This is a genomic window from Streptomyces sp. SJL17-4 (assembly GCF_036826855.1).
GTDB lineage: Bacteria > Actinomycetota > Actinomycetes > Streptomycetales > Streptomycetaceae > Streptomyces.
This window is the reverse complement of the sequence record NZ_CP104578.1, coordinates 5,796,435-5,819,539: the sequence shown is the minus strand read 5'-3', so window position 1 is coordinate 5,819,539 and position 23,105 is coordinate 5,796,435. Positions and strand designations below refer to the sequence as shown.

The window sequence follows — 23,105 nt, the reverse complement described above, 5'->3', positions numbered from 1 at the left end:
GGGTCAGGAGACGGTCGGCGCCGGGGACGGGCCGGTCAGGCCCTTCTCCTCGCGCCAGCCGTCGACGATCGCCGCCTGGAGGCCGAACATCTCGGCCTTCTCGTCGGGCTCCTCGTGGTCGTACCCGAGGAGGTGGAGCACGCCGTGGACGGTGAGCAGCTGGAGCTCCTCGTCCATGGAGTGCTCCGTCGGCGCGTCCTTGCCCTGCTGGGTGGCGACCTCGGGGCAGAGCACGATGTCACCGAGGAGCCCCTGCGGGGGCTCCGCGTCGTCCTTCACCGGCGGGCGCAGCTCGTCCATCGGGAAGGACATGACGTCCGTCGGACCCGGCAGGTCCATCCACTGGATGTGGAGCTGCTCCATCGCCTCCGCGTCCACGACGATCACCGAGAGCTCGGAGAGCGGGTGGATGCGCATCCGCGCGAGCGCGTAGCGGGCGATGTCGAGGATCGCCCGCTCGTCGACCTCGGTACCGGACTCGTTGTTGACGTCGATCGACATGTGTTCTGCGTTCTACTTCCCGTTACGGCCGCGCCGATGCTCGCCGCGGCTGTCGTCGCGGCTCTCGTTGCGGATGTCGTACTGCTCGTACGCGTCGACGATACGGCCGACGAGCTTGTGCCGGACGACATCCTGCGACGTGAGCGTCGAGAAGTGGACGTCCTGGACGCCTTCCAGGATGTCGCGCACCTGCCGCAGACCGCTCTTCGTCCCGTTCGGCAGGTCGACCTGGGTGACGTCACCGGTGATGACGATCTTCGAGTCGAAGCCGAGGCGGGTGAGGAACATCTTCATCTGCTCGGGGTTCGTGTTCTGCGCCTCGTCCAGAATGATGAACGCGTCGTTCAGGGTGCGCCCCCGCATGTACGCCAGCGGCGCGACCTCGATCGTCCCGCTCGCCATGAGCTTGGGGATGGAGTCGGGGTCGAGCATGTCGTGCAGCGCGTCGTAGAGCGGGCGCAGGTAGGGGTCGATCTTCTCGTAGAGCGTGCCGGGCAGGAAGCCGAGGCGCTCGCCGGCCTCGACGGCCGGGCGGGTCAGGATGATCCGGGTGACCTGCTTGGACTGCAGGGCCTGGACCGCCTTGGCCATGGCGAGGTAGGTCTTTCCCGTACCGGCGGGGCCGATGCCGAAGACGATCGTGTGCTTGTCGATCGCGTCGACGTACCGCTTCTGGTTGAGGGTCTTGGGACGGATGGTGCGACCGCGGTTGGAGAGAATGTTCTGCGTGAGCACCTCGGCGGGGGTCTCCTCGCCGCCCTCCGAGCCGTTCTCGCTCGCCCTGAGCATGGCGATCGAGCGTTCCACTGCGTCCTCCGTCATCGGCTGACCGGTGCGGAGCACCAGCATCATCTCGTCGAACAGGCGCTGGATCAGCGCGACTTCCGCGGCGTCGCCGACCGCGCTGACCTGGTTGCCCCGGACATGGATGTCGGTCCGGGGGAAGGACCGCTCGATCACGCGGAGCAGCGAGTCACCTGAACCGAGGATGGTCACCATCGGGTGCTTGGCGGGGACGGTGAAGTGGGCGCGGGCTTCGCCGGGCGCGCCGTTGTGGGATGTGGGCGTCTGAGTCATGGGCCGGCACTGTGGCCTGCACACACCTCCCGATGCAGGGCTGTCGCCGCTCGACCGCCTCTGGGTTACCAAGCCTACGACTCGGGTCCGACAAGGCTGTAGCGGATTACGAGTGGGCCGCTCTGAACCCGATCGTCGGCACGGCCCTGCGCAGCGGCCACGCGCGCGCGGGGGCGGGGAGGAGCCGCTCCAGGAAGGCGTAGCGGTCGCGCAGGGCCTCGGGGTCCTGGCTCTCGTGGCCCTGGACGTGCTGCCACCAGGCGGCGATCTCGCCCCAGGTGGGGGCGGACAGGGAGCCGCCGAACTCCTGGACGGAGAGGGCGGCGGTGAGCCCGGCGAAGGCGAGGCGGTCGGCGAGCGGCCAGTCGGCGAGGGTGCCGGTGACGAATCCGGCGACGAAGACGTCCCCGGCGCCGGTCGGGTCGAGGGCGGAGACCTGGATGGCGGGGACCTCGGCGGTCTCGCCGGTGGCGCCGTCGACGGCGTAGGCGCCTTCGGAACCGAGGGTGACGACGGCGTAGCGGACCTTGTCGGCGAGGGCGCGGGCGGCGGCCCGGGGGCAGTCGGTGCGGGTGTAGCGCATCGCCTCGGTGGCGTTGGGCAGGAAGGCCTCGCAGTGCGCGAGGTCGGTGAGGCCGGCCAGGTCCCAGCGGCCGGTGTCGTCCCAGCCGACGTCGGCGAAGACCTTGGCGCCGCCGCGGGCGGCCTGGGCGACCCAGTCCTCGTCGCGGCCGGGGACGAGGGAGGCGACGGCCGCGCGCGCGTGCGGCGGGTAGGCGGGCAGGGCGCCGTCGAGCGGCGGGGCCTCGTGGCCGTGGGAGACCATCGTGCGCTCGCCCTCGTAGGCCATGGAGACCGTGACCGGGGAGTGCCAGCCGGGGACGGTGCGGGAGAGCGACAGATCGATCCCCTCGCCCTGTTCGAGCGCGTCCCAGCAGTACTCGCCGTAGTGGTCGTCGCCGAAGGCGGCGGCGAGGGAGGTGCGGAGCCCCAGCCGGGCGAGGGCGGTGGCCATGTTGGCGACGCCGCCGGGGCTGGAGCCCATGCCGCGGGCCCAGGACTCGGTGCCGCGGACGGGGGCGGAGTCGAGGCCGGTGAAGATGATGTCGAGGAAGACCGTGCCGGTCAGGAAGACGTCACAGGCGGGGTCGGTGGGCTCGCGCAGGCAGACCAACGGGTCGACCCCGGCGTCCTGTTGCGGTTGGTCTCCCCTTGCTGTGCTCACGGCGGAACTCCCCGGTCGTGGTGCGTGGATCGGCACCGCGGTGCCGATCTGGACAGTGTGCCCGATGGGGCTCGAGAGGCGGGGCGACGCAACGCGACGCTCGCGCGATACCCATCCCACTCGAACCCAAACCCATTGTGACCCGTATCACGGACCGAATCGGGGGAATCCACCTTCTCCGCCCAGTCGGATGCTTGATACACATGGTGCCGCGACCCCGTGGCTCACCGGGCGCCGTCTCACTTCTCCGTTCAGTTCCTGGAACGCCCATGTCGTCGCGCCCGCGCGTCCCGGGGGCCCTCGTCGCCCTCGTCTCCCTCTTCACCGCCGGCTACCTCGCCCCGTACCTGCTGCCGACCGTCGTCGGCCGGCTCTCCGCCGGGCTCGGCCTCACTCCGGCACAGGCGGGCCTCGTGGGGTCCGTCCTGCTCCTCGGCTCCTCCACCGCGGGCTTCACGCTCGCCGCGCGCGGCGACCGCATCGGACCGCGCCGGGCGGCCCGTGCGGGCCTGCTCGCGATGGCGGTGGGATACGGCTCCGCCGCCGCGACCGGCCTCGTGCCCCTGGTGGTCGCGGGCGCGGTCCTCGGCGGCCTCGGTTCGGGTACGGCGACGGCGGTGGCGGCGGCCGGGATCTCCGGACAGCGGGACCCGCACCGGGCCTCGACGCTCGGCCTGCTCTCGGTCTCGGCCACGGCGGGCGCGCTCTACCTCACCCTCCCGCACCTGGCGGGAGGCCACGCGCCGCCGCTGCTCGCGATCGCCTGCGCGGCGGCCCTGGTGTGGCCGCTGACGGGCAGGCTGCCGGGCGCGACCCGGGAGCCCCGCGAGACCGCCCCGACCGGCCCGCTCCCCCACCGCACGGCGGGCGCGGTCCTGGCGGGCGGCATCCTGCTCTGGTCCCTCTCCCAGAACGCGCTGTGGGGCGTGAGCGGCCGCATCGGCCTGACGCAGGCCGGCCTCTCCGAGGTCACCGTCGGCGCGGTCTTCGCGGCGGCGCTCGGCGCGGGGCTCCTGGGGGTCACGGCGGCCGGTGCGCTGGGCTCCCGCCTGGGCCGGGCGGTACCGATCGGCGTGGGCACGGTCCTCATCGCGGCCTGCGTCCTGCTCAGCTCGGCGGCGGAGGACCTCACCTCCTTCGCGACGGGCGAGATCCTGTGGAACGCCTGCTACCCGGTGGTCCTGTCCTACCTCCTGGGCCTGGCCGCCTCCCTCGACCCCCGGGGCCGCTGGGCGGTCCTGGTCGGCGCGGCGTCCTCCCTGGGCGTGGCGTGCGGCCCCCTGGCGGGCAGCCTCCTGTCGGAGGGCGCCGGGTACCCGGGCATGGGCGTGGTCCTGTGCGCCCTGCTGCTGCTCGTCGCGATCCCGATGACGGCGGTGGCCCGCCACGTCTCGGGCCGCCCACTGGTCCCGGGCTCGGTACGGCGCAGGGGCGGCGCGGCGGGCGCGGTCCTGGCGGGCACGGCGGCGGCGACACCGCCGACGGTCCCGCAGATGGGCGCGCCGGAGCAGGAGGTCGCACCGATCCGGGTCCCGGCGGGTCGTCGCCGCCTCGTGAAGTCGACCTACAGGCTGGCGAGGCCGAGCGACCGGGGGTGAAACCTCAGCCCTGTCGGCGTTTGAGGCGCGGGGGTCCGGGGCGGAGCCCCCGGTTACGGGAAGGGGCGGGGTGGGGGAACGCCCGCCGCAGGCGCCCCCACCCGCAGGCGCTCCCACCCGCCGCCCGCCTACTCCCCGCCGAACCCGTACGCCTCGACCTCCGCCAGATACCGCGCCCGACGCGCCTCGTCATCCTCCAGGAACGACGCCTCGAAGGAGTTCCGCGCCAGTTCGCGCAGCTGCTCCGACGTCAGCCCCAACGCGTCCCGCACCCCGTCGAAGTTGTCGCCGACGTAGCCGCCGAAGTACGCCGGGTCGTCGGAGTTCACGGTCACCACCAGCCCCGCCGCCATCATCGCCCGCAGCGGGTGGTCGGCCAGCACGTCGATCGCCCGCAGCCGCACGTTCGACAGCGGGCAGAGCGTGAGCGGCACCCGCTCCCGTACGAGCCGGTCGACGAGCTCCGGGTCCTCCATGCAGCGCAGCCCGTGGTCGATCCGCTCCACGCCGAGGACGTCGAGCGCCTCGCGGATGTACGCCGCCGGGCCCTCCTCGCCCGCGTGGGCGACGCGGCGCAGGCCGAGCGCCGCGGCGGCCTCGTACACCTCGCGGAACTTGGCCGGCGGGTGGCCGACCTCCGCGGAGTCGAGCCCGACCCCGGTGATCCGGTCCAGGTAGGGCTTCGCGGCGTCCAGGGTCGCGAGCGCCGACTCCGCCGACTCGTCGCGCAGGAAGCACATGATGAGCCGGGTGGAGATCCCGTACCGCTCCTCGGAGCGGTCGAGGGAGGCGCCGATGCCCTCGATCACGGTGCCGATGGGGACGCCGCGGGCGGTGTGCGCCTGCGGGTCGAAGAAGATCTCGGCGTGCCGGACGCCCTGGGCGGCGGCCCGCTCCAGATAGGCGTCGGTGAGCTCGGTGAAGTCCTCGGCGGTGCGCAGGACCGCCATCAGGCCGTAGTAGAGGTCCAGGAAGGACTGGAGGTCGCTGAAACGGTACGCCTCGCGCAGGGCGGCGGTGTCCGCGTACGGCAGGGTGACGCCGTTGCGTGCGGCGAGCGCGAAGGCCAGCTCGGGTTCGAGGGTGCCTTCGATGTGGAGGTGCAGTTCGGCCTTGGGTACGGGCATGTTCACGTTCGTTTCGGTACGGGGACCCTCATGAGGTCCTGGGCAATGCTCAGTTCGCCCTCGAACCCGGCAGCCCTCGCCTGCCGCTCGAACTCGGCCGGTTCGGAGTAGCGCTGCGAGAAGTGGGTGAGGACGAGATGCCGGACGCCCGCGTCCCGGGCGACCGCGGCGGCCTGTCCGGCCGTCAGATGGCCGTGGTCGGTGGCGAGGCGGACGTCCTCGTCGAGGAAGGTCGACTCGATGACGAGCATGTCGGCGCCGTCGGCGAGCGCGTGCACGCCGTCGCAGAGCCGGGTGTCCATGACGAAGGCGAACCGCTGCCCGCGCCGGACCTCGCTGACGTCGTCGAGGGTCACGCCGTTCAGGACGCCCTCGCGCTGAAGCCGGCCGACGTCGGGACCCTTGATGCCGTGCGCGGCGAGCCGTTCGGGCAGGATGCGGCGCCCGTCGGGCTCGGTGAGCCGGTAGCCGTACGACTCGACGGGGTGCGAGAGCCTGCGCGCGTCGAGGGTGTACGCGTCGGTGACGGCGAGCGGCCCGTCCGCGGCCACCGGCCCCTCGGCCAGTTCCACCGTCTCGCGGTAGGCCGTCGCGTACCGCAGCCGCTCGAAGAAGTGCTGCCCGCTCGCCGGGTAGTGCGCGGTGACCGGGTGCGGGACCTGGTCGAGGTTGATCCGCTGGATCACCCCGGCGAGGCCGAGCGAGTGGTCGCCGTGGAAGTGCGTCACGCACATCCGGTGGATGTCGTGCGCGGCGACCCCGGCGCGCAGCATCTGGCGCTGGGTGCCCTCACCGGGGTCGAAGAGGATGCCCTCTCCGTCCCAGCGCAGCAGATAGCCGTTGTGGTTGCGGTGCCGGGTCGGGACCTGACTGGCGGTCCCGAGCACGACGAGTTCCCGTACGGACATGGTGGCTGCCGGCCTAGCCGGGGGGCCAGTTGAGGCCGCGGCCTCCGAGCACGTGCGCGTGGGCGTGGAAAACGGTCTGGCCCGCGCCGGCGCCGGTGTTGAAGACGATCCTGAAGCCGCTGCCGTCGACCTTCTCCTGGGCGGCGATCTCTCCGGCCTCGCGCAGTATGTCGGCGGCGACGGTCGGCGCGGCGGCGGCCAGGGAGGCGGCGTCCGGGTAGTGGAGCCGCGGGATCACCAGGACGTGGCTGGGCGCCTGCGGGTTGATGTCGCGGAACGCGAGCGTCGTCTCCGTCTCGCGCACGATCGTCGCGGGCACCTCCCCCGCCACGATCTTGCAGAACAGGCAGTCGCTCTGCGGCTCTCCGGCCATGGCCCGGGCCTCCTCGCCTCGTCGGTCGCTACACGCGCATGCTATCCGCCGCCGCGGGCGCCGCCGTGTCCCAGGTCAGTCCTTGGGCGCGCGCCGGTTGAGGGCCGAGCGGCTCACCCAGTACGTGATGATCACGGCCCAGAACAGCGGCGTCCCGAGTCCGCCGACCACTCCGGCGTCGAAGGACCAGAGGGCCATCGACACCACCGAGTAGAGCCCGAGCAGCCCCACGGCGGTGGCCATCGCGATCACCGGTCGGCAGGAGCGGGCCACCAGGAGCATCGGGCGGCGCAGCCGGGGCGGCACCCGGCGGCTCATCCACAGCACCCAGCCGCCCCAGGCGCCGACGATCACGGCCACGCCGATCACGAACGGCACGATCGCGTCCGCGCCGGTGTCGCCGCTCCGGGCCGGAGCGGCGCCGAACGTCGAGGCGATGAAACCGAGCAGGGCCACCCAGCGCGCCCCGGCGACGGTGTTCCAGGCCATGGCCTCCAGGTTGTAGCGGGCCTTGCGGTCCTGGAGGTCGAGCGCGGCGGAGGCGACGAAGCCCTCGGCGGCCTGGGTCCAGGCCCCGCGCCGGAACCAGCGCCGCCGCAGCCGCAGCAGGGACAGGTTGTTGTGGGCCTCGCTGCTCTGCGGGTTGAGCCGCAGGGCGGCCTCGTACGCCCGCTGCGCGGTGGCGTGGTCGCCCCGGCGCTGGGCGGTGAGCCCCACCAGGAAGTGGGCGGCGTCCTCCTCGGGGGCGAGGCTGACGGCGGCTCGCGCCGCCTCGTACGCCTCGACGGTACGCGCGGGCGTACGCGCGTGCTCCGCGAACTGCGCGAGGGCGGTGCCGAGGGCGTAGTGGGTGCCCCAGTACTGCGGGGCGAGCCGCACGGAGTACCGGGCGGCGGTCTCGGCCTCCTGGAACCGCCGCAGTTCGAGGAGGATCTGGACGCGCATCAGCCAGGCCATGAGCAGCTCGGGTTCGGCGCGCAGCGCGGCGTCCACGGCTTCCAGGGCGGCCTGGTGGTCCTCGGCGCGGTGGTGGCAGCGGGCGAGCAGGACGAGCGCCTCGGCGTCCTCCGGTTCGCTCGCCAGGTGCTGGGCCACGAGCTCCCCGGCCTGCGCGAACCGCCCTGTGTCGTACAGGGCCTCGGCGCGCAGGAGCGCGGTCGGCGCGGTCACAGCTTGCGCTTCCGCTTGAGGTGGGCGAGGAGATCGTCGTACAGGCCGCCCTCGTTGGCGAACATGGCGACGTTCCGGGCGGCCGCGAACCACGGCTCGGTGGACGGCTTGATCTGCTTGGCCGCGCCCAGCAGGTCCTTGGTGGTGATCAGCCGTACGGAGCCGCTGCGCGCGGAGTCGAGGAGCGCGGCCTCGGCGGCCGTCTCGCAGACATGGGCGAGGTCGGCGCCGGAGAAGTCCTCGGTGGCCTTGACGAGCTTGCCGAGGTCGACGGCCTCGATGGGCCGCTCCCGCAGGTGGTAGCGGAGGATCGCCTCCCGGGCGGTGGCGTCCGGCGGCAGCACGAGCAGGGTGCGGTCGAGGCGGCCGGGGCGGCGCAGGGCGATGTCCACGTCCCAGGGCACGTTGGTGGCGGCGAGCACGAAGACGCCCTCGTTGCCGGCGCCGCTCGCGATGCCGTCGAGCTCGGTGAGGAGCTGGTTGACGACATTGCGAAGGCCGCTGTGGTGGGTGCGGGAGCGCTTGGCGCCGAGGGCGTCGAGTTCGTCGAGGAAGACGACGCAGGGGGCCTGGCGGCGGGCGGTCTCGAAGATGTCGTGGATGTTCTTCTCGGAGGCCCCGATCCACATGTCGAGGACGTCGGAGAGCGAGACGGTGAGGAAGTTCGCGCCCAGCTCGCCGGCGACGGCCCGCGCGATGAAGGTCTTGCCGCAGCCGGGAGGCCCGTAGAGGAGCAGGCCGCCGCGCAGCGACTTGCCGTACAGCCTGCGCAGTTCGGGGTTGCGCATGGGGGCGAGGAAGGCGGCCTCCAGCCGCTCCTTGACCTCGTCCATGCCGCCGACGTCCGCGAGGCGTACGGCGCCGGGCGCGTCGACGTCCCAGGCGTCGGCGTCCCCGGCGGCACCCTCGCCCTGGGCGGCCTGCGGGTCCTCCAGGAAACGGGGCCCGACGACGTCCTGCACCTGCTGCTCGGCGGCGTCCCAGTCGAAGGCGGGGGCCTGGCCCACGGGCGGCTCGGTGGCGCTCTCCGTGGGGGCCGAGGGCGCGGCCGGGCCGGGTGCGCGCTCCGTGGGAGCGGTGGCCGGGGCCGGCGGCATCCCCATGGCCCGCACCATCAGCGCACGCGCGTCCGCGTCCCCCGGCGCGTGCTGGAGCGCGACGGCCGCCTCCGCGACGGCCTCGTCGTTCCGCCCCTCGGCGAGGAGGAGTTCGGCGAAGTGAAGACGCAGGGGTACGTCGCCGGGGGCGGCGGCCACGGCGGCGCGCAGACTGCGGATCAGGGGGGACTCGTCGGCCATGCGGCCAGCCTAAGGAGCGTGCGGGGGCCGCTGTCCACCGGGTCGGTCCGGTGCTCGCTCCGTACACTTCGCCGGATGAGACGGGACCGCGTACCGCGCAGGCTGACGGTGGACGCCACGGTGTGGCTGTGGACGGTCGGACACCACCACGACCCGGACTGCCTGACGTTCCTCACCCTGCGCCGCGCGGAGAACCGCCACGTCCAGCTCCGGCTGGTCTTCCGGGACGGGCCGGGCCGCATCGTGTCCGGCTACCCGTTCGGCGCCGGCGACATCGCCTCGACCGGCGACGGCGCCATCCTCAACCTGAACGAGCCGGGCGTCGTACGCCGCTTCCTGGACGAGGCCGCGGCCCGCGGCCTGCTCCCGACCGCCCACGGCATCCACGACGAGGACGGCTGGCCCCTCTACGACACCCTGACGACAGGGGACGGGCAGGGAAAGGCCTGACTCCGGCGCCCGTGACGCCCGTACGGCCCGGGGAACGCCTGACTCCAGCACCCGTGACGCCCCACGGCCCCGGCAGCGCGCCTAACTCCAGCGGCCGGTGCGCCCCAGGACGAGCGCCGTCGCCGCCGTGCCCGCCGTCGACGTCCGCAGCACGCTCCGGCCGAGCCGGTACGGCTTCGCCCCGGCCGCCTCGAACGCGGCGAGCTCTTCCGGGGACACCCCTCCCTCGGGGCCGACGACCAGCACGATCGAGCCCTTCTCCGGGAGTTCGGCGGTGGCGAGCGCGCCGCTCGGGTGGTCGCGGTCCTCGTGCAGCACGGCCGCGAAGTCGGCGCCGGCGAGCAGCGCGGCGACCTGCTTGGTCGTCATCAGGTCAGCGACCTCGGGGAACCGGGAGCGGCGCGACTGCTTCCCGGCCTCGCGCGCGGTGGACCGCCACTTGGCGAGCGCCTTGAGGCCCCGGTCCCCCTTCCACTGCGTGATGCAGCGGGAGGCGGCCCACGGCACGATCGCGTCCACCCCGGTCTCCGTCATGGTCTCGACGGCGAGTTCGCCCCGGTCGCCCTTGGGCAGCGCCTGGACGACGGTGATACGGGGCTCCTCCTCGGCGTCCTCGTGGACCTCGTCGACCCGCACGGTGAGCTGGTCCTTGCCCTCGGCGGCCAGCACCACGCAGGCGGCCCAGCGGCCCCGGCCGTCGGCGAGGACGAGCTCCTCGCCCTCCCGCAGCCGCTTCACGGAGACGGCGTGCCGGCCCTCGGGGCCGTCAAGGAGGAAGCTCCCGGGGCCGGGAACGGCGTCGACGACGAAGACGGGTGCGGTCATGAGGCGCTCCTGTGGGGCAGCTCGGAGAGAGCGGTGTCGAGTTCGGCGGCCAGCACCTCGACCAGTTGCCCGGCGGGGAGTTCGCGCGCGAGACGGTGGCCCTGACCGGCCCACAGGGACATGCCCTGGGCGTCGCCCGCGGTGGCGGCGGCCTTGCGGATCGGGGCGGTGAGGTGGTGGATCTCGGGGTAGGCGGCGGGGGCGTACGGCCCGTGCTCGCGCACGAAACGGTTGACGAGGCCGCGTGCCGGGCGCCCGGTGAAGGCCCGGGTGAGGGCGGTCCGGGTGTACAGCGGATCGGTCAGGGCCCGCTTGTGCAGCGGGTGGGCGCCCGACTCGGGGCAGCAGAGGAAAGCCGTGCCGAGCTGGGCGGCATCCGCCCCGGCGGCCAGGACGGCGGCGATCTGCGCGCCGCGCATGATGCCGCCGGCGGCGACGATCGGCAGGGCGACGCTCTCGCGGACGAGCATGAGCAGGGCGAGCAGTCCGGTGCCCGGCGCGTCGTCGGCGGGGTCGTCGCGGAACGTGCCCTGGTGTCCACCCGCCTCGGCTCCCTGCACACAGACGGCGTTCGCCCCGGCCTGCTGGGCGGCGAGGGCCTCCTCGGCGGAGGTGACGGTCACGATCGTGAACGTTCCCACGCGCGCGAAGGAGGCGAGGACCTCGGGAGCGGGGCAGCCGAAGGTGAAGGAGACGACCCGGACCGGGTCCTCCAGGAGGATCGCCAGCTTGGCGTCGTACGCGTCGTCACGGCAGTCGTCGGTCTCACCGAGCGGGGTCTCGTACCAGGTGGCCTCGCCCGCGAGCTGATGCCGGTAGACCTCGACGGAGGCGGGGTCGGCGGGCCGCCCGGACTCCGGCAGGAAGAGGTTGACACCGAAGGGGCGTGCGGTGAGCCCGCGCACCTGCTTGATCTCCTGGTAGAGGCCTCCGGCCGTCTTGTACCCGCCGGCCAGGAAGCCGAGCGCCCCGGCCGCGCACACGGCTCCGACCAGCTCGGGGGAGGAGGCGCCACCCGCCATGGGGGCCTGCACGATCGGAAACCGAGAGAGATCGTTCAGTGCGGTGGTGGACATATGGGCATCGTGTCATGCCCCTGCTTCCGGGCCGAATCCGTACGTCATGTCACGGAAGGGGCGGGCCCGCGTCACCGCGATCCCGCCCCTCCCGCACCGACTTCCGGACCCCGGTCAGGTCCGCCCGTTGAACGCGTCCTTCAACCGCGAGAACAGCCCCTGCTGCCCCGGCTGGAACTGCCCCGTGGGCCGCTCCTCGCCGCGCAGCTTGGCCAGTTCACGCAGGAGTCGCTCCTGCTCGGCGTCGAGCTTGCCGGGGGTCTGCACCTCGACGTGCACGATCAGGTCGCCCCGGCCGTTGCCGCGCAGGTGCGTGACGCCGCGGCCGTGCAGCGGGATCGACTGGCCGGACTGCGTGCCCGGACGGACGTCGATCTCCTCAAGGCCGTCGAGGGTCTGCAGCTGCACCTTGGTGCCGAGCGCGGCCGCCGTCATCGGGAGGGTGACCGTGCAGTGCAGGTCGTCCCCACGCCGCTGGAAGGTCTCGTGCGGGGTCTCGTGGATCTCGACGTACAGGTCGCCGGCGGGGCCGCCGCCGGGGCCGACCTCGCCCTCGCCCGCGAGCTGGATCCGGGTGCCGTTGTCGACACCGGCCGGGATCTTGACCGTGAGGGTGCGGCGGGAGCGGACCCGGCCGTCGCCCGCGCACTCGGGGCACGGGGTCGGGACGACGGTTCCGAAGCCCTGGCACTGCGGGCAGGGCCGGGAGGTCATGACCTGGCCCAGGAAGGACCGGGTGACCTGCGAGACCTCGCCGCGGCCGCGGCACATGTCACAGGTCTGCGCGGAGGTGCCGGGCGCGGCACCCTCGCCCGAGCAGGTCGTACAGACGACCGCCGTGTCGACCTGGATGTCCTTGGTGGTGCCGAAGGCCGCCTCGTTGAGGTCGATCTCCAGACGGATCATGGCGTCCTGGCCACGGCGGGTCCGCGAGCGCGGGCCGCGCTGCGAGGCCGTGCCGAAGAAGGCGTCCATGATGTCGGAGAAGTTGCCGAAGCCACCGGCCCCGAAGCCGCCCGCGCCGCCTCCGCCGGAGGCCGACAGCGGGTCGCCACCCAGGTCGTAGACCTGCTTCTTCTGCGGGTCCGAGAGGACCTCGTAGGCGGCGTTGATCTCCTTGAAGCGTTCCTGCGTCTTCGGATCGGGATTCACATCCGGGTGCAGCTCGCGCGCGAGCCTCCGGAAGGCCTTCTTGATCTCGTCCTGGGACGCGTCGCGGCGCACGCCGAGTACGGCGTAGTAGTCCGTGGCCACTTACGACTCCGCCAGGATCTGTCCGACGTAACGTGCCACTGCGCGTACCGCTCCCATCGTTCCGGGGTAGTCCATGCGGGTCGGTCCGACCACGCCGAGTTTGGCGACTGCCTCGCCGCCCGAACCGTAGCCGACCGAGACGACGGACGTGGAGCTCAGCCCCTCGTGGGCGTTCTCGTGCCCGATGCGTACGGTCATGCCCGATTCCTTGGCCTCGCCGAGGAGCTTGAGGAGCACGACCTGCTCCTCAAGAGCCTCGAGCACGGGCCTGATCATCAGGGGAAAGTCGGGTCCGAAGCGGGTGAGATTGGCGGTTCCGCCGATCATCAGTCGCTCCTCGTGCTCCTCGACGAGGGTTTCGAGGAGGGTCGCGAGCACGGTCGAGACCGTGGCGCGGTCCTCGAGTTCCTCGAAGGACTCGGGGAGGTCCTGCACCAGCTGCGGCACGTCGGCGAACCGGCGGCCGACGACCCGGCTGTTGAGCCGGGCCCGCAGATCGGCGAGAGAGGTCTCGCCGAAGGGCGCGGGGCAGTCGATGACCCGCTGCTCGACGCGGCCGGTGTCCGTGATGAGCACCAGCATCAGGCGCGCGGGAGCCAGCGCGAGCAGCTCCACGTGCCGGACGGTCGAGCGGGTCAGCGAGGGGTACTGGACGACGGCGACCTGACGGGTCAGCTGGGCGAGCAGCCGGACCGTACGGCCGACGACGTCGTCCAGGTCGACCGCGCCGTCGAGGAAGTTGTGGATGGCCCGGCGCTCGGGCGTCGACAGCGGCTTGACGCCGGCGAGCCGGTCGACGAAGAGGCGGTAGCCCTTGTCGGTCGGGATGCGGCCGGCGCTGGTGTGAGGCTGGGCGATGAAGCCCTCCTCTTCCAGGACGGCCATGTCGTTGCGCACGGTGGCGGGCGAGACGCCGAGCTTGTGGCGCTCGGTGAGCGCCTTGGAGCCGACGGGCTCCTCCGTCCCGACGTAGTCCTGGACGATGGCGCGCAGGACCTCGAGCCTGCGTTCGCTGAGCATCGTGCGCACCTCCAGCTGTCGTCGTCGTTCCGGTTGCTCCGCTTTTGGCACTCGCCCTGTCCGAGTGCCAGCGATCCCCCGGCCAGTGTACGGCGGCGGGCGTCGCTCCTGGCAAGGTGGCGGCGCCTCCACCGGTTAGCGTCGCCGCATGGACGTGGATTGGGAAGCGTACGGATGGGAGCGGCTCGCCGACGGCGTGGGCCGCCGGCGGCTGCCCGGCTGGGACGCCACAGTGGGACTGGTACGGGGTGAACGGGGGCTGCTGCTGTACGACACGGGCTCCTCGCTCGCGGAGGGCGCCGAGCTGCGGACGCAGATCTCGGGGCTGACGGGCGGCCGGAGAGTGACACACATCGCACTCAGCCACCCCCACTTCGACCATGTCTTCGGCACGGCGGCGTTCGCGGGCGCCGAGGTCTTCGGGGCGGTGGGCGTGGACGAGCTGCTCGGCCGGGAGCGGGACCGGGAGGAGCTGCGCGGGGACGGGGTGCGGCACGGCCTGGACGCGCGGGCGGCGGCCGAGGCGGCGGACGTCCTGGTGGCCCCCCGGCACGTGGTCTCCGGCGAGTGGACGCTCGACCTGGGCGGCCGGCAGGTCCTCCTGGCGAACGTCGGCCCCGGCCACACGGGCCATGACCTGGCGCTTCTGGTGCCGGGCGAGCGTGAGGTGGTCTTCTGCGGCGATCTGGTCGAGGAGTCGGGCGAACCGCAGGCGGGCCCGGACGCGATCCCCTCCCGCTGGCCGGACGCGCTCGACCGGCTGCTGCGGCTGGGCGGCGAGGACGCGGTGTACGTGCCGGGGCACGGGGCGGTGGTGGACGCCACGTTCGTACGACTCCAGCGGGAGGAACTGGCACGCCGCTTCCAGGTGGCCTAACGTCACCGAAATGCGCAGCTACAACCCGGATCTGACACCCCCTTGGAAGAAGTCGGCACCCGTTCCCGAGGTCCCGGCCGACCGTGATCTGGTCGTCGAGGAGGTCACGACGGGCTTCTGCGGGGCGGTGATCCGCTGCGAGGCGGGCACGGTGACCCTGGAGGACCGCTTCGGCAAGCACCGGGTGTTCCCGATGGATCCGCGCGGCTTCCTCCTGGAGGGCCGGGTGGTGACCCTTGTCCGCCCCGTCGCGGCCCCCGCCCGCCCCACCCGTACGGCCTCGGGCTCGGTCGCGGTGCCGGGCGCACGCGCGCGCGTGGCGCGGGCCGGCCGGATCTACGTCGAGGGCCGCCACGACGCCGAGCTGGTGGAACGGGTCTGGGGCGACGACCTCCGCATCGAGGGCGTGGTCGTGGAGTACCTGGAGGGGGTCGACGACCTCCCGTCGATCGTCGCGGAGTTCGCCCCGGCTCCGGACGCCCGACTGGGCGTCCTGGTGGACCATCTGGTCCCGGGTTCGAAGGAGTCGAGGATCGCCGCCCAGGTGACCTCGGCGGACGTGCTGGTCGTCGGCCACCCGTACATCGACGTCTGGGAGGCGGTGAAACCGGCGTCGGTGGGCATCCGGGCCTGGCCCCGGGTCCCCAGGGGGCAGGACTGGAAGACGGGCGTGTGCGAGGCCCTGGGCTGGCCGCCGAACACGGGCGCGGCCTGGCAGCACATCCTGTCGAGGGTCACGTCGTACAAGGACCTGGAACCGGAACTCCTTGGCCGCGTGGAGGAGCTGATCGACTTCGTGACGGCGCCGTAGGGGCCTTCCCGCCCCCGTGCGAATGGGGGTGCCTCGCCGGGGCCCGGTCGGGTAGCGTGCGCGGCATGTCGAGCCCCGAGTCGGACACGTCGGGGGCTTTCGGTCACGCCGTCAGCCCCTGAACCCCTGAGTTCTCACGGGCCCTTGCGTCCGTACGGCCCCTGAGGCCGCACGAACCACCGGGCCCTCCGAACCACCGGGTCCCTACGGACCGCTGGGTTCGCAGTTCTGCCACCTTGTCGTCCCGCCGCCCTCCGCGGCCGGACGCGTGTGCCCGTGGGTGCTGACCGCGGTGACGAGATGCCTCTGCCGTCATTCTCCTCACCCCGGAGCCACTCGATGCCCCTCCCGCTCTTTCTGCTCGCCCTGGCGGTCTTCGCCATGGGCACCTCGGAATTCATGCTCGCCGGCCTCGTGCCGGACATCGCCTCCGACCTCGGTGTCACGGTCGGCAGCGCGGGCCTGCTCACCTCGGCCTTCGCCGTCGGAATGATCGTCGGTGCCCCGCTCCTGGCCGCTCTCGCCCGCACCTGGCCGGTGCGGGCCAGCCTGCTCGGGTTCGTCCTCGTGTTCTCGGCGGCGCACGTCCTGGGCGCCGTCACCACCAGCTTCGCCGTCCTGTTCGCCACCAGGGTCGTCGCGGCCCTCGCGAACGCCGGGTTCCTGGCCCTGGCCCTGACGACCGCCACCCGGCTCGTGCCGCCGGACCGGAAGGGGCGCGCGCTGGCCGTGCTGCTGTCGGGGACGACGGTGGCCACGATCGCCGGGGTCCCCGCGGGATCGCTGCTCGGCACGCTGCTCGACTGGCGGGCCACGTTCTGGGCCGTCGCCGCGCTCTGCCTGCCCGCGGCCCTCGGCGTCCTCCGGGGATTCCCGGCGCGGCCCGCTCAGGAGGGCACGGCCGAGGTGCCGGACCTGCGCGCGGAGCTGGCGCGGCTCAGGCGGCCGCGGCTGCTCCTGGTGATGCTGCTCGGCGCCCTGGTGAACGCGGCGACCTTCGCCGGCTTCACGTTCCTGGCGCCCGTCGTGACCGGTTCCGCCGGGCTCGGCGACCTGTGGGTCCCGGTCGCCCTTGTCCTCTTCGGGGTCGGCTCCTTCGCCGGGATCACCCTCGCGGGACGGTGGTCCGACCGGTACCCGGGCCAGGTCGTCGCGGTCGGCGGTCCGCTGCTGCTCGTCGGCTGGCCCGCCCTGGCCGTGCTGGCCGACAAGCCGGTAGCGCTGCTCACCCTCGTGTTCGTGCAGGGCATGGCGTCGTTCGCACTGGGCGGCACCCTGATCGCGCGGGTCCTCCACGAGGCCGCGGGTGCCCCCACCATGGCCGGCTCCTACGCGACCGCGGCACTCAACGTGGGGGCGGCCGCCGGACCGCTCGTCGCCGCCGTCGCCCTCAGGACCGGGGCGGGGACGCTCGGACCGCTGTGGGCGAGCGGCCTCCTCGTCCTGGGCGCACTGCTCATCGCCCTGCCGTCACGCGGGGTGCTCTCGCCACAGGGGGCCGGCCCGGCCCGATCGGCAAGACCCCTGGTCCACGAGGTCCCGCACGACCGCTAGTCCACGAGGTCCCGCACGACCGCGTCGGCGAGCAGCCGCCCCCGCAAGGTCAGTACCGCCCGCCCGGCGGCGTACGGCCCGTCGTCGAGCAGGCCGTCGGCGAGGGCCTTGCGGGACGCCGCGAGGCCCGCCGGCTTGAGGAGGGACAGTTCGACGCCCTCCTTGAGCCGCAGTTCGAGGAGCACGCGCTCGACTCTCCGGTCCTCGTCGGAGAGCAGCTCCCGTCCGGCCCCCGGCGACTTCCCTGCGGCCAGCGCGGCGGCGTACGCACCGGGATGCTTCACGTTCCACCAGCGGACGCCGCCGACGTGGCTGTGGGCGCCGGGGCCGGCGCCCCACCAGTCGGCCCCACGCCAGTACAGCTCGTTGTGGAGGCAGCGCCCGGCCTCGGACGTGGCCCAGTTGGAGACCTCGTACCACTCGAAGCCGGCGCCGGAGAGGACGTCCTCGGCGATCAGGTACCGGTCGGCGTGGACGTCGTCGTCGGTCATGGGGACCTCGCCGCGCCGGATGCGCCGCGCGAGCTGCGTCCCCTCCTCGACGATCAGCGCGTAGGCGCTGATGTGGTCGGGCCCGGCGCCGATGGCGGCGTCGAGCGAGGCCCGCCAGTCGTCGTCGGTCTCGCCGGGGGTGCCGTAGATCAGGTCGAGGTTGACGTGCTCGAACCCGGCGGCCCGCGCTTCCCCGACGCACGCCTCGGGGCGGCCCGGGGTGTGCGTCCGGTCGAGGATCTTCAGGACGTGCTGCTTGGCGCTCTGCATGCCGAAGGAGATCCGGTTGAAGCCACCGGCCCGCAGCTCCGCCAGATAGTCCGGGTTCACGGAGTCGGGGTTGGCCTCGGTCGTCACCTCGGCGTCGTCGGCGAGCCCGAACTCCTCGCGGACGGCCCCCAGCATGCGTACGAGATCGCCGGCGGCGAGCAGCGTGGGCGTACCGCCACCCACGAAGACGGTCCGCACCGGCCGCGGGTCGTCGCCGAGCACCTTCCGGGCGAGCCGGATCTCCTCGACGACCTGCTCCGCGTAGTTGTCCCGGGAGGCGAGCACGCCCCCGGTCCCCCGCAGCTCACTGGCCGTGTAGGTGTTGAAGTCGCAGTAACCGCAGCGCGTCGCGCAGTACGGCACGTGCAGGTAGAACCCGAGCGGCCGCTCCCCCGCCCCTTCCAGGGCGTGCGGGGGCAGCGCCCCGTCGTCGGGAACGGACTCACCATCGGGCAGTACGGAAGGCATGAGCCCCATTGTCCCGTACTGCCCGAGGTGAATGCCCGGTCCGATGCCGGCCTGTGGACAAACTCTCCACAGGGGGGAAGGTCAGGACTCCCGCGACCCCGCGTACATCTCCTCGATGAGCGCCTTGTACTCGCGCTCCACCACCGGCCGCTTCAGCTTCAGGGACGGGGTCAGCTCACCGTGCTCGATGTCGAGGTCGCGCGGCAGCAGGCGGAACTTCTTGATCGTCTGCCAGCGCTGGAGGCCCTCGTTGAGGCGGTCGACGTAGCCCTGGACCATCGCGACGGTCTTCGGGTCGGCGACGACCTCGGCGTACGGCCTGCCCGCGAGGTCGTGCTCGGCGGCCCAGCCGAGGAGGGTGGGCTCGTCGAGCGCGATCAGCGCGGTGCAGAAGTTCCGGTCGGCGCCGTGGACGAGGATGTTCGAGACGAACGGGCAGACGGCCTTGAACTGGCCCTCGACCTCGGCCGGCGCGATGTACTTGCCGCCGGACGTCTTGATCAGGTCCTTCTTGCGGTCGGTGATCCGCAGGTAGCCGTCGGCGGACAGCTCGCCGATGTCTCCGGTGTGGAACCAGCCGTCGGACTCCAGGACCTCGGCCGTCTTCTCGGGCAGGCCGTGGTAGCCCTCCATGATGCCGGGGCCGCGCAGCAGGATCTCGCCGTCGTCGGCGATCCGGACCTCGGTGCCGGGGAGCGGCTTGCCGACGGTGCCGGTGCGGTAGGCCTCGCCCGGGTTGACGAAGGAGGCGGCGGAGGACTCGGTGAGTCCGTACCCCTCCAGGATGTGGATGCCCGCGCCGGCGAAGAAGTAGCCGATCTCGGGGGCGAGCGCGGCGGATCCGGAGATGCACGCGCGCAGGTTGCCGCCGAAGGCGTCACGGATCTTGGCGTAGACGAGGGCGTCGGCGACCTTGTGCTTGGCCGTGAGGCCGAAGGGCGCAGAGGCGGTGCCGGTGCGGCGGAAGTTGTCCTGGGTGGCCTTGGCGTAGTCGCGGGAGACTCCGGCCGCCCACTGGAAGATCTTGTACTTGGCTCCGCCGGCCGCGCGGGCCTTGGCGGCGACGCCGTTGTAGACCTTCTCGAAGATGCGGGGGACGGCGGCCATGTAGGTCGGCTGGACCACCGGCAGGTTCTCGATGATCTTGTCGACCCGGCCGTCCACGGCGGTGACGTGCCCGACCTCGATCTGTCCCGAGGTGAGGACCTTGCCGAAGACGTGCGCGAGCGGCAGCCACAGGTACTGGACGTCGTCCTGGGTGACGAGACCGGTGGCGGCGATGGCCTTCGCCATGTACGACCAGTTGTCGTGCGGGAGGCGGACGCCCTTGGGGCGGCCCGTGGTGCCCGAGGTGTAGATGAGGGTGGCGAGCTGCGTGGGGGTGATCGCCGCGACCCGCTCCTTGACGGCTTCGGGGTGCTTCTCCAGGTACGCCTTGCCGCGCGCCTCCAGCTCGGCGAGGGAGAGGACGAACTCGCCGTCGCTCTCGACTCCGGTGGCGTCGATGACGACCACGTGGTGGAGGTTCGGCAGGTCGGCGCGGCGCTCCACGGCCTTGGCGAGCTGCGTCGCGTCCTCGGCGATGAGGACCTTCGACTCGGAGTCGGAGAGGATGAACGCCGACTCCTCGGCGTTGGTCTGCGGGTAGACCGTGGTGGTCGCGGCGCCGGCGCACATCACGCCGAGGTCGGCGAGGATCCACTCGACGCGGGTGGCGGAGGCGAGGGCGACGCGCTCCTCGGACTGCACGCCGAGGTCGACGAGGCCGGCGGCGATCGCGTAGACCCGTTCGGCGGCCTGCCCCCAGCTGAGCGACTTCCAGTCGTCCGGGCCGGCACCGGAGGCGGCGGGCACCGGGTAGCGGTAGGCCTCCGCATCCGGAGTCCGCTCGACGCGCTCAAGGAAGAGGGTCGCCACGGAGGGCGGCCGGTTCTCGATCTGGGTCTGTGTGTCGCTCACGACGTCCTCCGGGCGGCGGCGGTGCCTTCTGGTGGTTCGTAACTAACTGGCGAGTAACCTTCGAGCCGGGATCAGAGTAAAGGCCCGAGGTCCGGCGCGTAAGGGCCTACAGGGCGCCGCTTCATAACGAACGGGCCCACGCGCACCTGGCGCGTGGACCCGTTGTCTGCACAGGACAGCTCCCTGGGGCGCCCTGATCTACTTCTTCTTGCCGGAGGACTCGTCGCTCGACAGAACGGCGATGAAGGCCTCCTGCGGCACCTCCACCGAGCCGACCATCTTCATGCGCTTCTTGCCTTCCTTCTGCTTCTCGAGCAGCTTCCGCTTACGGGAGATGTCACCGCCGTAGCACTTGGCGAGGACGTCCTTGCGGATGGCGCGAATGGTCTCGCGGGCGATGACCCGGGAGCCGATCGCGGCCTGGATCGGCACCTCGAAGGCCTGCCGCGGGATGAGCTCGCGCAGCTTGGCGACGAGCCGCACACCGTAGGCGTAGGCGGCGTCCTTGTGGGTGACGGCGGAGAAGGCGTCGACCTTGTCGCCGTGCAGCAGGATGTCGACCTTGACCAGGCTGGAGGCCTGCTCACCGGTGGGCTCGTAGTCGAGGGAGGCGTAACCGCGCGTCTTGGACTTCAGCTGGTCGAAGAAGTCGAAGACGATCTCGGCGAGGGGCAGGGTGTAGCGGATCTCGACCCGGTCCTCGGAGAGGTAGTCCATGCCGATCAGCGTGCCGCGACGGGTCTGGCACAGCTCCATGATCGCGCCGATGAACTCGCTGGGGGCGAGGATCGTGGCGCGTACGACGGGCTCGTACACGTCGTCGATCTTGCCCTCGGGGAACTCGCTCGGGTTGGTGACGGTGTGCTCGCTGCCGTCCTCCATGACCACGCGGTAGACCACGTTGGGCGCGGTGGCGATGAGATCGAGCCCGAACTCCCGCTCCAGCCGCTCGCGAATGACGTCGAGGTGCAGGAGCCCGAGGAAGCCGACGCGGAAGCCGAAGCCCAGGGCGGCGGAGGTCTCCGGCTCGTAGACCAGCGCGGCGTCGTTGAGCTGGAGCTTGTCGAGGGCCTCGCGGAGGTCCGGGTACTCCGAGCCGTCCAGCGGGTAGAGGCCCGAGAAGACCATCGGCTTCGGGTCCTTGTAACCGCCGAGGGCCTCGGTGGCGCCCTTGTTCAGGGAGGTGATCGTGTCACCGACCTTGGACTGACGGACGTCCTTAACGCCGGTGATGAGGTAGCCCACCTCGCCGACGCCGAGACCGTCGGACGGCGTCATCTCCGGAGACGACACACCGATCTCGAGCAGCTCATGGGTGGCGCCGGTCGACATCATCTTGATGCGCTCGCGCTTGTTGAGCTGGCCGTCGACCACTCGCACATAGGTCACGACACCCCGGTACGAGTCGTACACGGAGTCGAAGATCATCGCGCGGGCGGGCGCGTCGGCGACACCGACCGGGGCGGGAACGTCCCGGACGACCCGGTTGAGCAGCGCGTCGACACCGACACCGGTCTTCGCGGAGACCTTGAGGACGTCCTCCGGCTGGCAGCCGATGAGGTTGGCCAGCTCCTCGGAGAACTTCTCCGGCTGGGCGGCCGGCAGGTCGATCTTGTTCAGCACGGGAACGATGGTCAGATCGTTCTCCATCGCCAGGTACAGGTTGGCGAGCGTCTGCGCCTCGATGCCCTGGGCCGCGTCGACCAGCAGGATCGTGCCCTCACAGGCGGCGAGCGACCGGGACACCTCATAGGTGAAGTCGACGTGCCCAGGGGTGTCGATCATGTTCAGGATGTGCGTGTCGCCCTGAGCCGGCCCCTCGGTCGGCGCCCACGGCAACCGGACCGCCTGGGACTTGATCGTGATGCCGCGCTCCCGCTCGATGTCCATGCGGTCGAGGTACTGGGCACGCATCTGCCGCTGGTCGACCACACCGGTCAGCTGGAGCATCCGGTCGGCGAGCGTGGACTTGCCGTGGTCGATGTGCGCGATGATGCAGAAGTTGCGGATCAGAGCCGGGTCGGTACGGCTCGGCTCGGGCACGTTGGTAGGAGTCGCGGGCACGCAGGGTCTCGTCTCGGGGCGATGTCGGATCGATACGTAGGCTCCATGGTCCCATGCCCGTCGCCCTGCGCCCGGTTTGGGCGGGCGCGAGGGTCGCTGATACTGTGGACAGCTGTGTCTCGTGTGCCCTCTCAGCCTGCGAGACGCATCCAGAAGGAACATCGAACCTGTAAAGGCTCTTTTCGTGGCGAACATCAAGTCCCAGATCAAGCGGAACAAGACGAACGAGAAGGCGCGCCTGCGCAACAAGGCCGTCAAGTCCTCGCTCAAGACCGCGATCCGCAAGGCCCGCGAGGCCGTCGCCGCGGGTGACGTCGAGAAGGCCACCGTGGCTTCCCGCGCCGCCTCCCGCGCGCTCGACAAGGCTGTCTCGAAGGGCGTCATCCACAAGAACGCCGCCGCCAACAAGAAGTCGGCGCTGGCCACCAAGGTTGCCGCTCTCCAGGGCTGAGCTCTGATGTAACCGGCCGCACGGGACCCAGCGGGCCCTCTCTCCCGCTCCCACCCGGCCACCCAGGACTCGCACGCGGACGCGTTCGCCACGCGGGTGCGAGCCCACCAGCTCAACACCGAAGGCCCCACCACCTCCTTCCCCAGGAGGTGGTGGGGCCTTTGGCGTCGCGGCGATGCGGAGACGACCCTGCCCAGGGCCGGGGGGGCACCACGCGGTGCTGCGGAGGGGGGCACGGCCCGGGCTCTGGGGCGGGGC

The 23,105-nt window shown here is 72.1% G+C and carries 21 protein-coding genes; 6 read left to right on the top strand and 15 right to left on the bottom strand.

The annotated features are described in order from the left end of the window. Positions 1-3 precede the first annotated feature (3 nt). The 3 genes from ybeY to N5875_RS26070 all read right to left on the bottom strand — a co-directional run bounded on the left by ybeY (position 4) and on the right by N5875_RS26070 (position 2,803). Entirely contained in the window at positions 4-501 is a 498-nt protein-coding gene (gene ybeY, locus N5875_RS26080) for an rRNA maturation RNase YbeY (protein ID WP_338496469.1), read from the bottom strand. Between the two features lie 12 nt (positions 502-513). Next, a complete protein-coding gene (locus N5875_RS26075; RefSeq protein WP_318211137.1) occupies positions 514-1,578 on the bottom strand; it encodes a PhoH family protein in 1,065 nt (354 codons plus the stop codon). 106 nt (positions 1,579-1,684) lie between these two features. Further along, complete coding sequence (locus tag N5875_RS26070; protein WP_338496467.1) at positions 1,685-2,803, bottom strand: PfkB family carbohydrate kinase; 1,119 nt, start codon at positions 2,801-2,803, stop codon at positions 1,685-1,687. Positions 2,804-3,072: 269 nt separating this feature from the next. Here N5875_RS26070 and N5875_RS26065 point away from each other — a divergent pair, with 269 nt between their 5' ends. Beyond that, the gene (locus N5875_RS26065) at positions 3,073-4,401 is read left to right on the top strand and encodes an MFS transporter (RefSeq protein ID WP_338496466.1); all 1,329 of its coding nucleotides are present in this window, start codon (positions 3,073-3,075) and stop codon (positions 4,399-4,401) included. A gap of 128 nt (positions 4,402-4,529) precedes the next feature. Here the strand turns inward: N5875_RS26065 and N5875_RS26060 are convergent, their stop codons facing one another. From N5875_RS26060 to N5875_RS26040, 5 genes are all read right to left on the bottom strand, one after another. After that, positions 4,530-5,528 (bottom strand): adenosine deaminase, encoded by a 999-nt coding sequence (locus N5875_RS26060; RefSeq protein WP_318211140.1) that lies wholly within the window; start codon positions 5,526-5,528, stop codon positions 4,530-4,532. A gap of 2 nt (positions 5,529-5,530) precedes the next feature. Then, positions 5,531-6,436: a ribonuclease Z gene (locus N5875_RS26055; RefSeq protein ID WP_318211141.1), complete on the bottom strand. Its 906-nt coding sequence runs from the start codon at positions 6,434-6,436 to the stop codon at positions 5,531-5,533. A gap of 13 nt (positions 6,437-6,449) precedes the next feature. After that, a complete protein-coding gene (locus N5875_RS26050; RefSeq protein WP_318211142.1) occupies positions 6,450-6,809 on the bottom strand; it encodes a histidine triad nucleotide-binding protein in 360 nt (119 codons plus the stop codon). A gap of 75 nt (positions 6,810-6,884) precedes the next feature. Next, complete coding sequence (locus N5875_RS26045) at positions 6,885-7,979, bottom strand: tetratricopeptide repeat protein (RefSeq protein WP_338496462.1); 1,095 nt, start codon at positions 7,977-7,979, stop codon at positions 6,885-6,887. Then, a complete protein-coding gene (locus N5875_RS26040) occupies positions 7,976-9,277 on the bottom strand; it encodes an ATP-binding protein (protein WP_318211144.1) in 1,302 nt (433 codons plus the stop codon). The genes N5875_RS26045 and N5875_RS26040 overlap by 4 nt, the downstream gene beginning before the upstream one ends. Before the next feature lie 75 nt (positions 9,278-9,352). On the opposite strand from N5875_RS26040, the gene N5875_RS26035 reads away from it, so the two are divergent. Further along, the gene (locus N5875_RS26035) at positions 9,353-9,727 is read left to right on the top strand and encodes a hypothetical protein (protein ID WP_338496459.1); all 375 of its coding nucleotides are present in this window, start codon (positions 9,353-9,355) and stop codon (positions 9,725-9,727) included. 81 nt (positions 9,728-9,808) lie between these two features. Here N5875_RS26035 and N5875_RS26030 read toward each other — a convergent pair whose 3' ends face one another. From N5875_RS26030 to hrcA, 4 genes are all read right to left on the bottom strand, one after another. After that, positions 9,809-10,552, bottom strand: a complete 744-nt coding sequence (locus N5875_RS26030) for a 16S rRNA (uracil(1498)-N(3))-methyltransferase (protein ID WP_318211146.1) — start codon at positions 10,550-10,552, stop codon at positions 9,809-9,811. Then, complete coding sequence (locus N5875_RS26025; RefSeq protein ID WP_338496456.1) at positions 10,549-11,628, bottom strand: nitronate monooxygenase; 1,080 nt, start codon at positions 11,626-11,628, stop codon at positions 10,549-10,551. The genes N5875_RS26030 and N5875_RS26025 overlap by 4 nt, the downstream gene beginning before the upstream one ends. A 114-nt stretch (positions 11,629-11,742) precedes the next feature. Then, entirely contained in the window at positions 11,743-12,882 is a 1,140-nt protein-coding gene (dnaJ, locus tag N5875_RS26020) for a molecular chaperone DnaJ (protein ID WP_250760886.1), read from the bottom strand. After that, complete coding sequence (gene hrcA / locus N5875_RS26015; protein ID WP_125748544.1) at positions 12,883-13,902, bottom strand: heat-inducible transcriptional repressor HrcA; 1,020 nt, start codon at positions 13,900-13,902, stop codon at positions 12,883-12,885. Positions 13,903-14,050: 148 nt separating this feature from the next. Between hrcA and N5875_RS26010 the strand changes: the two genes are divergently transcribed. From N5875_RS26010 to N5875_RS26000, 3 genes are all read left to right on the top strand, one after another. Beyond that, a complete protein-coding gene (locus N5875_RS26010) occupies positions 14,051-14,779 on the top strand; it encodes an MBL fold metallo-hydrolase (RefSeq protein ID WP_318211148.1) in 729 nt (242 codons plus the stop codon). Between the two features lie 10 nt (positions 14,780-14,789). Next, positions 14,790-15,590, top strand: coding sequence for a DUF3097 domain-containing protein (locus N5875_RS26005; protein WP_318211149.1), 801 nt, complete (start codon positions 14,790-14,792; stop codon positions 15,588-15,590). Between the two features lie 339 nt (positions 15,591-15,929). Then, positions 15,930-17,144, top strand: coding sequence for a Cmx/CmrA family chloramphenicol efflux MFS transporter (locus tag N5875_RS26000; RefSeq protein ID WP_338496450.1), 1,215 nt, complete (start codon positions 15,930-15,932; stop codon positions 17,142-17,144). Here the strand turns inward: N5875_RS26000 and hemW are convergent. The 3 genes from hemW to lepA form a co-directional block, all read right to left on the bottom strand. Further along, positions 17,141-18,382 carry a radical SAM family heme chaperone HemW gene (gene hemW / locus N5875_RS25995; RefSeq protein ID WP_338496448.1) on the bottom strand — a complete coding sequence of 414 codons (1,242 nt, stop codon included), beginning with the start codon at positions 18,380-18,382 and terminating at the stop codon, positions 17,141-17,143. The two genes, N5875_RS26000 and hemW, sit on opposite strands and share 4 nt — an antisense overlap. 72 nt (positions 18,383-18,454) lie before the next feature. Continuing rightward, positions 18,455-20,332, bottom strand: a complete 1,878-nt coding sequence (locus N5875_RS25990) for a long-chain fatty acid--CoA ligase (protein WP_338496445.1) — start codon at positions 20,330-20,332, stop codon at positions 18,455-18,457. A gap of 198 nt (positions 20,333-20,530) precedes the next feature. Then, on the bottom strand, positions 20,531-22,396 hold the full coding sequence (gene lepA / locus N5875_RS25985; protein ID WP_318211153.1) for a translation elongation factor 4: 1,866 nt from the start codon (positions 22,394-22,396) through the stop codon (positions 20,531-20,533). A gap of 184 nt (positions 22,397-22,580) precedes the next feature. Here lepA and rpsT point away from each other — a divergent pair, with 184 nt between their 5' ends. Next, entirely contained in the window at positions 22,581-22,847 is a 267-nt protein-coding gene (gene rpsT, locus N5875_RS25980; RefSeq protein WP_030317512.1) for a 30S ribosomal protein S20, read from the top strand. Positions 22,848-23,105: the final 258 nt, after the last annotated feature.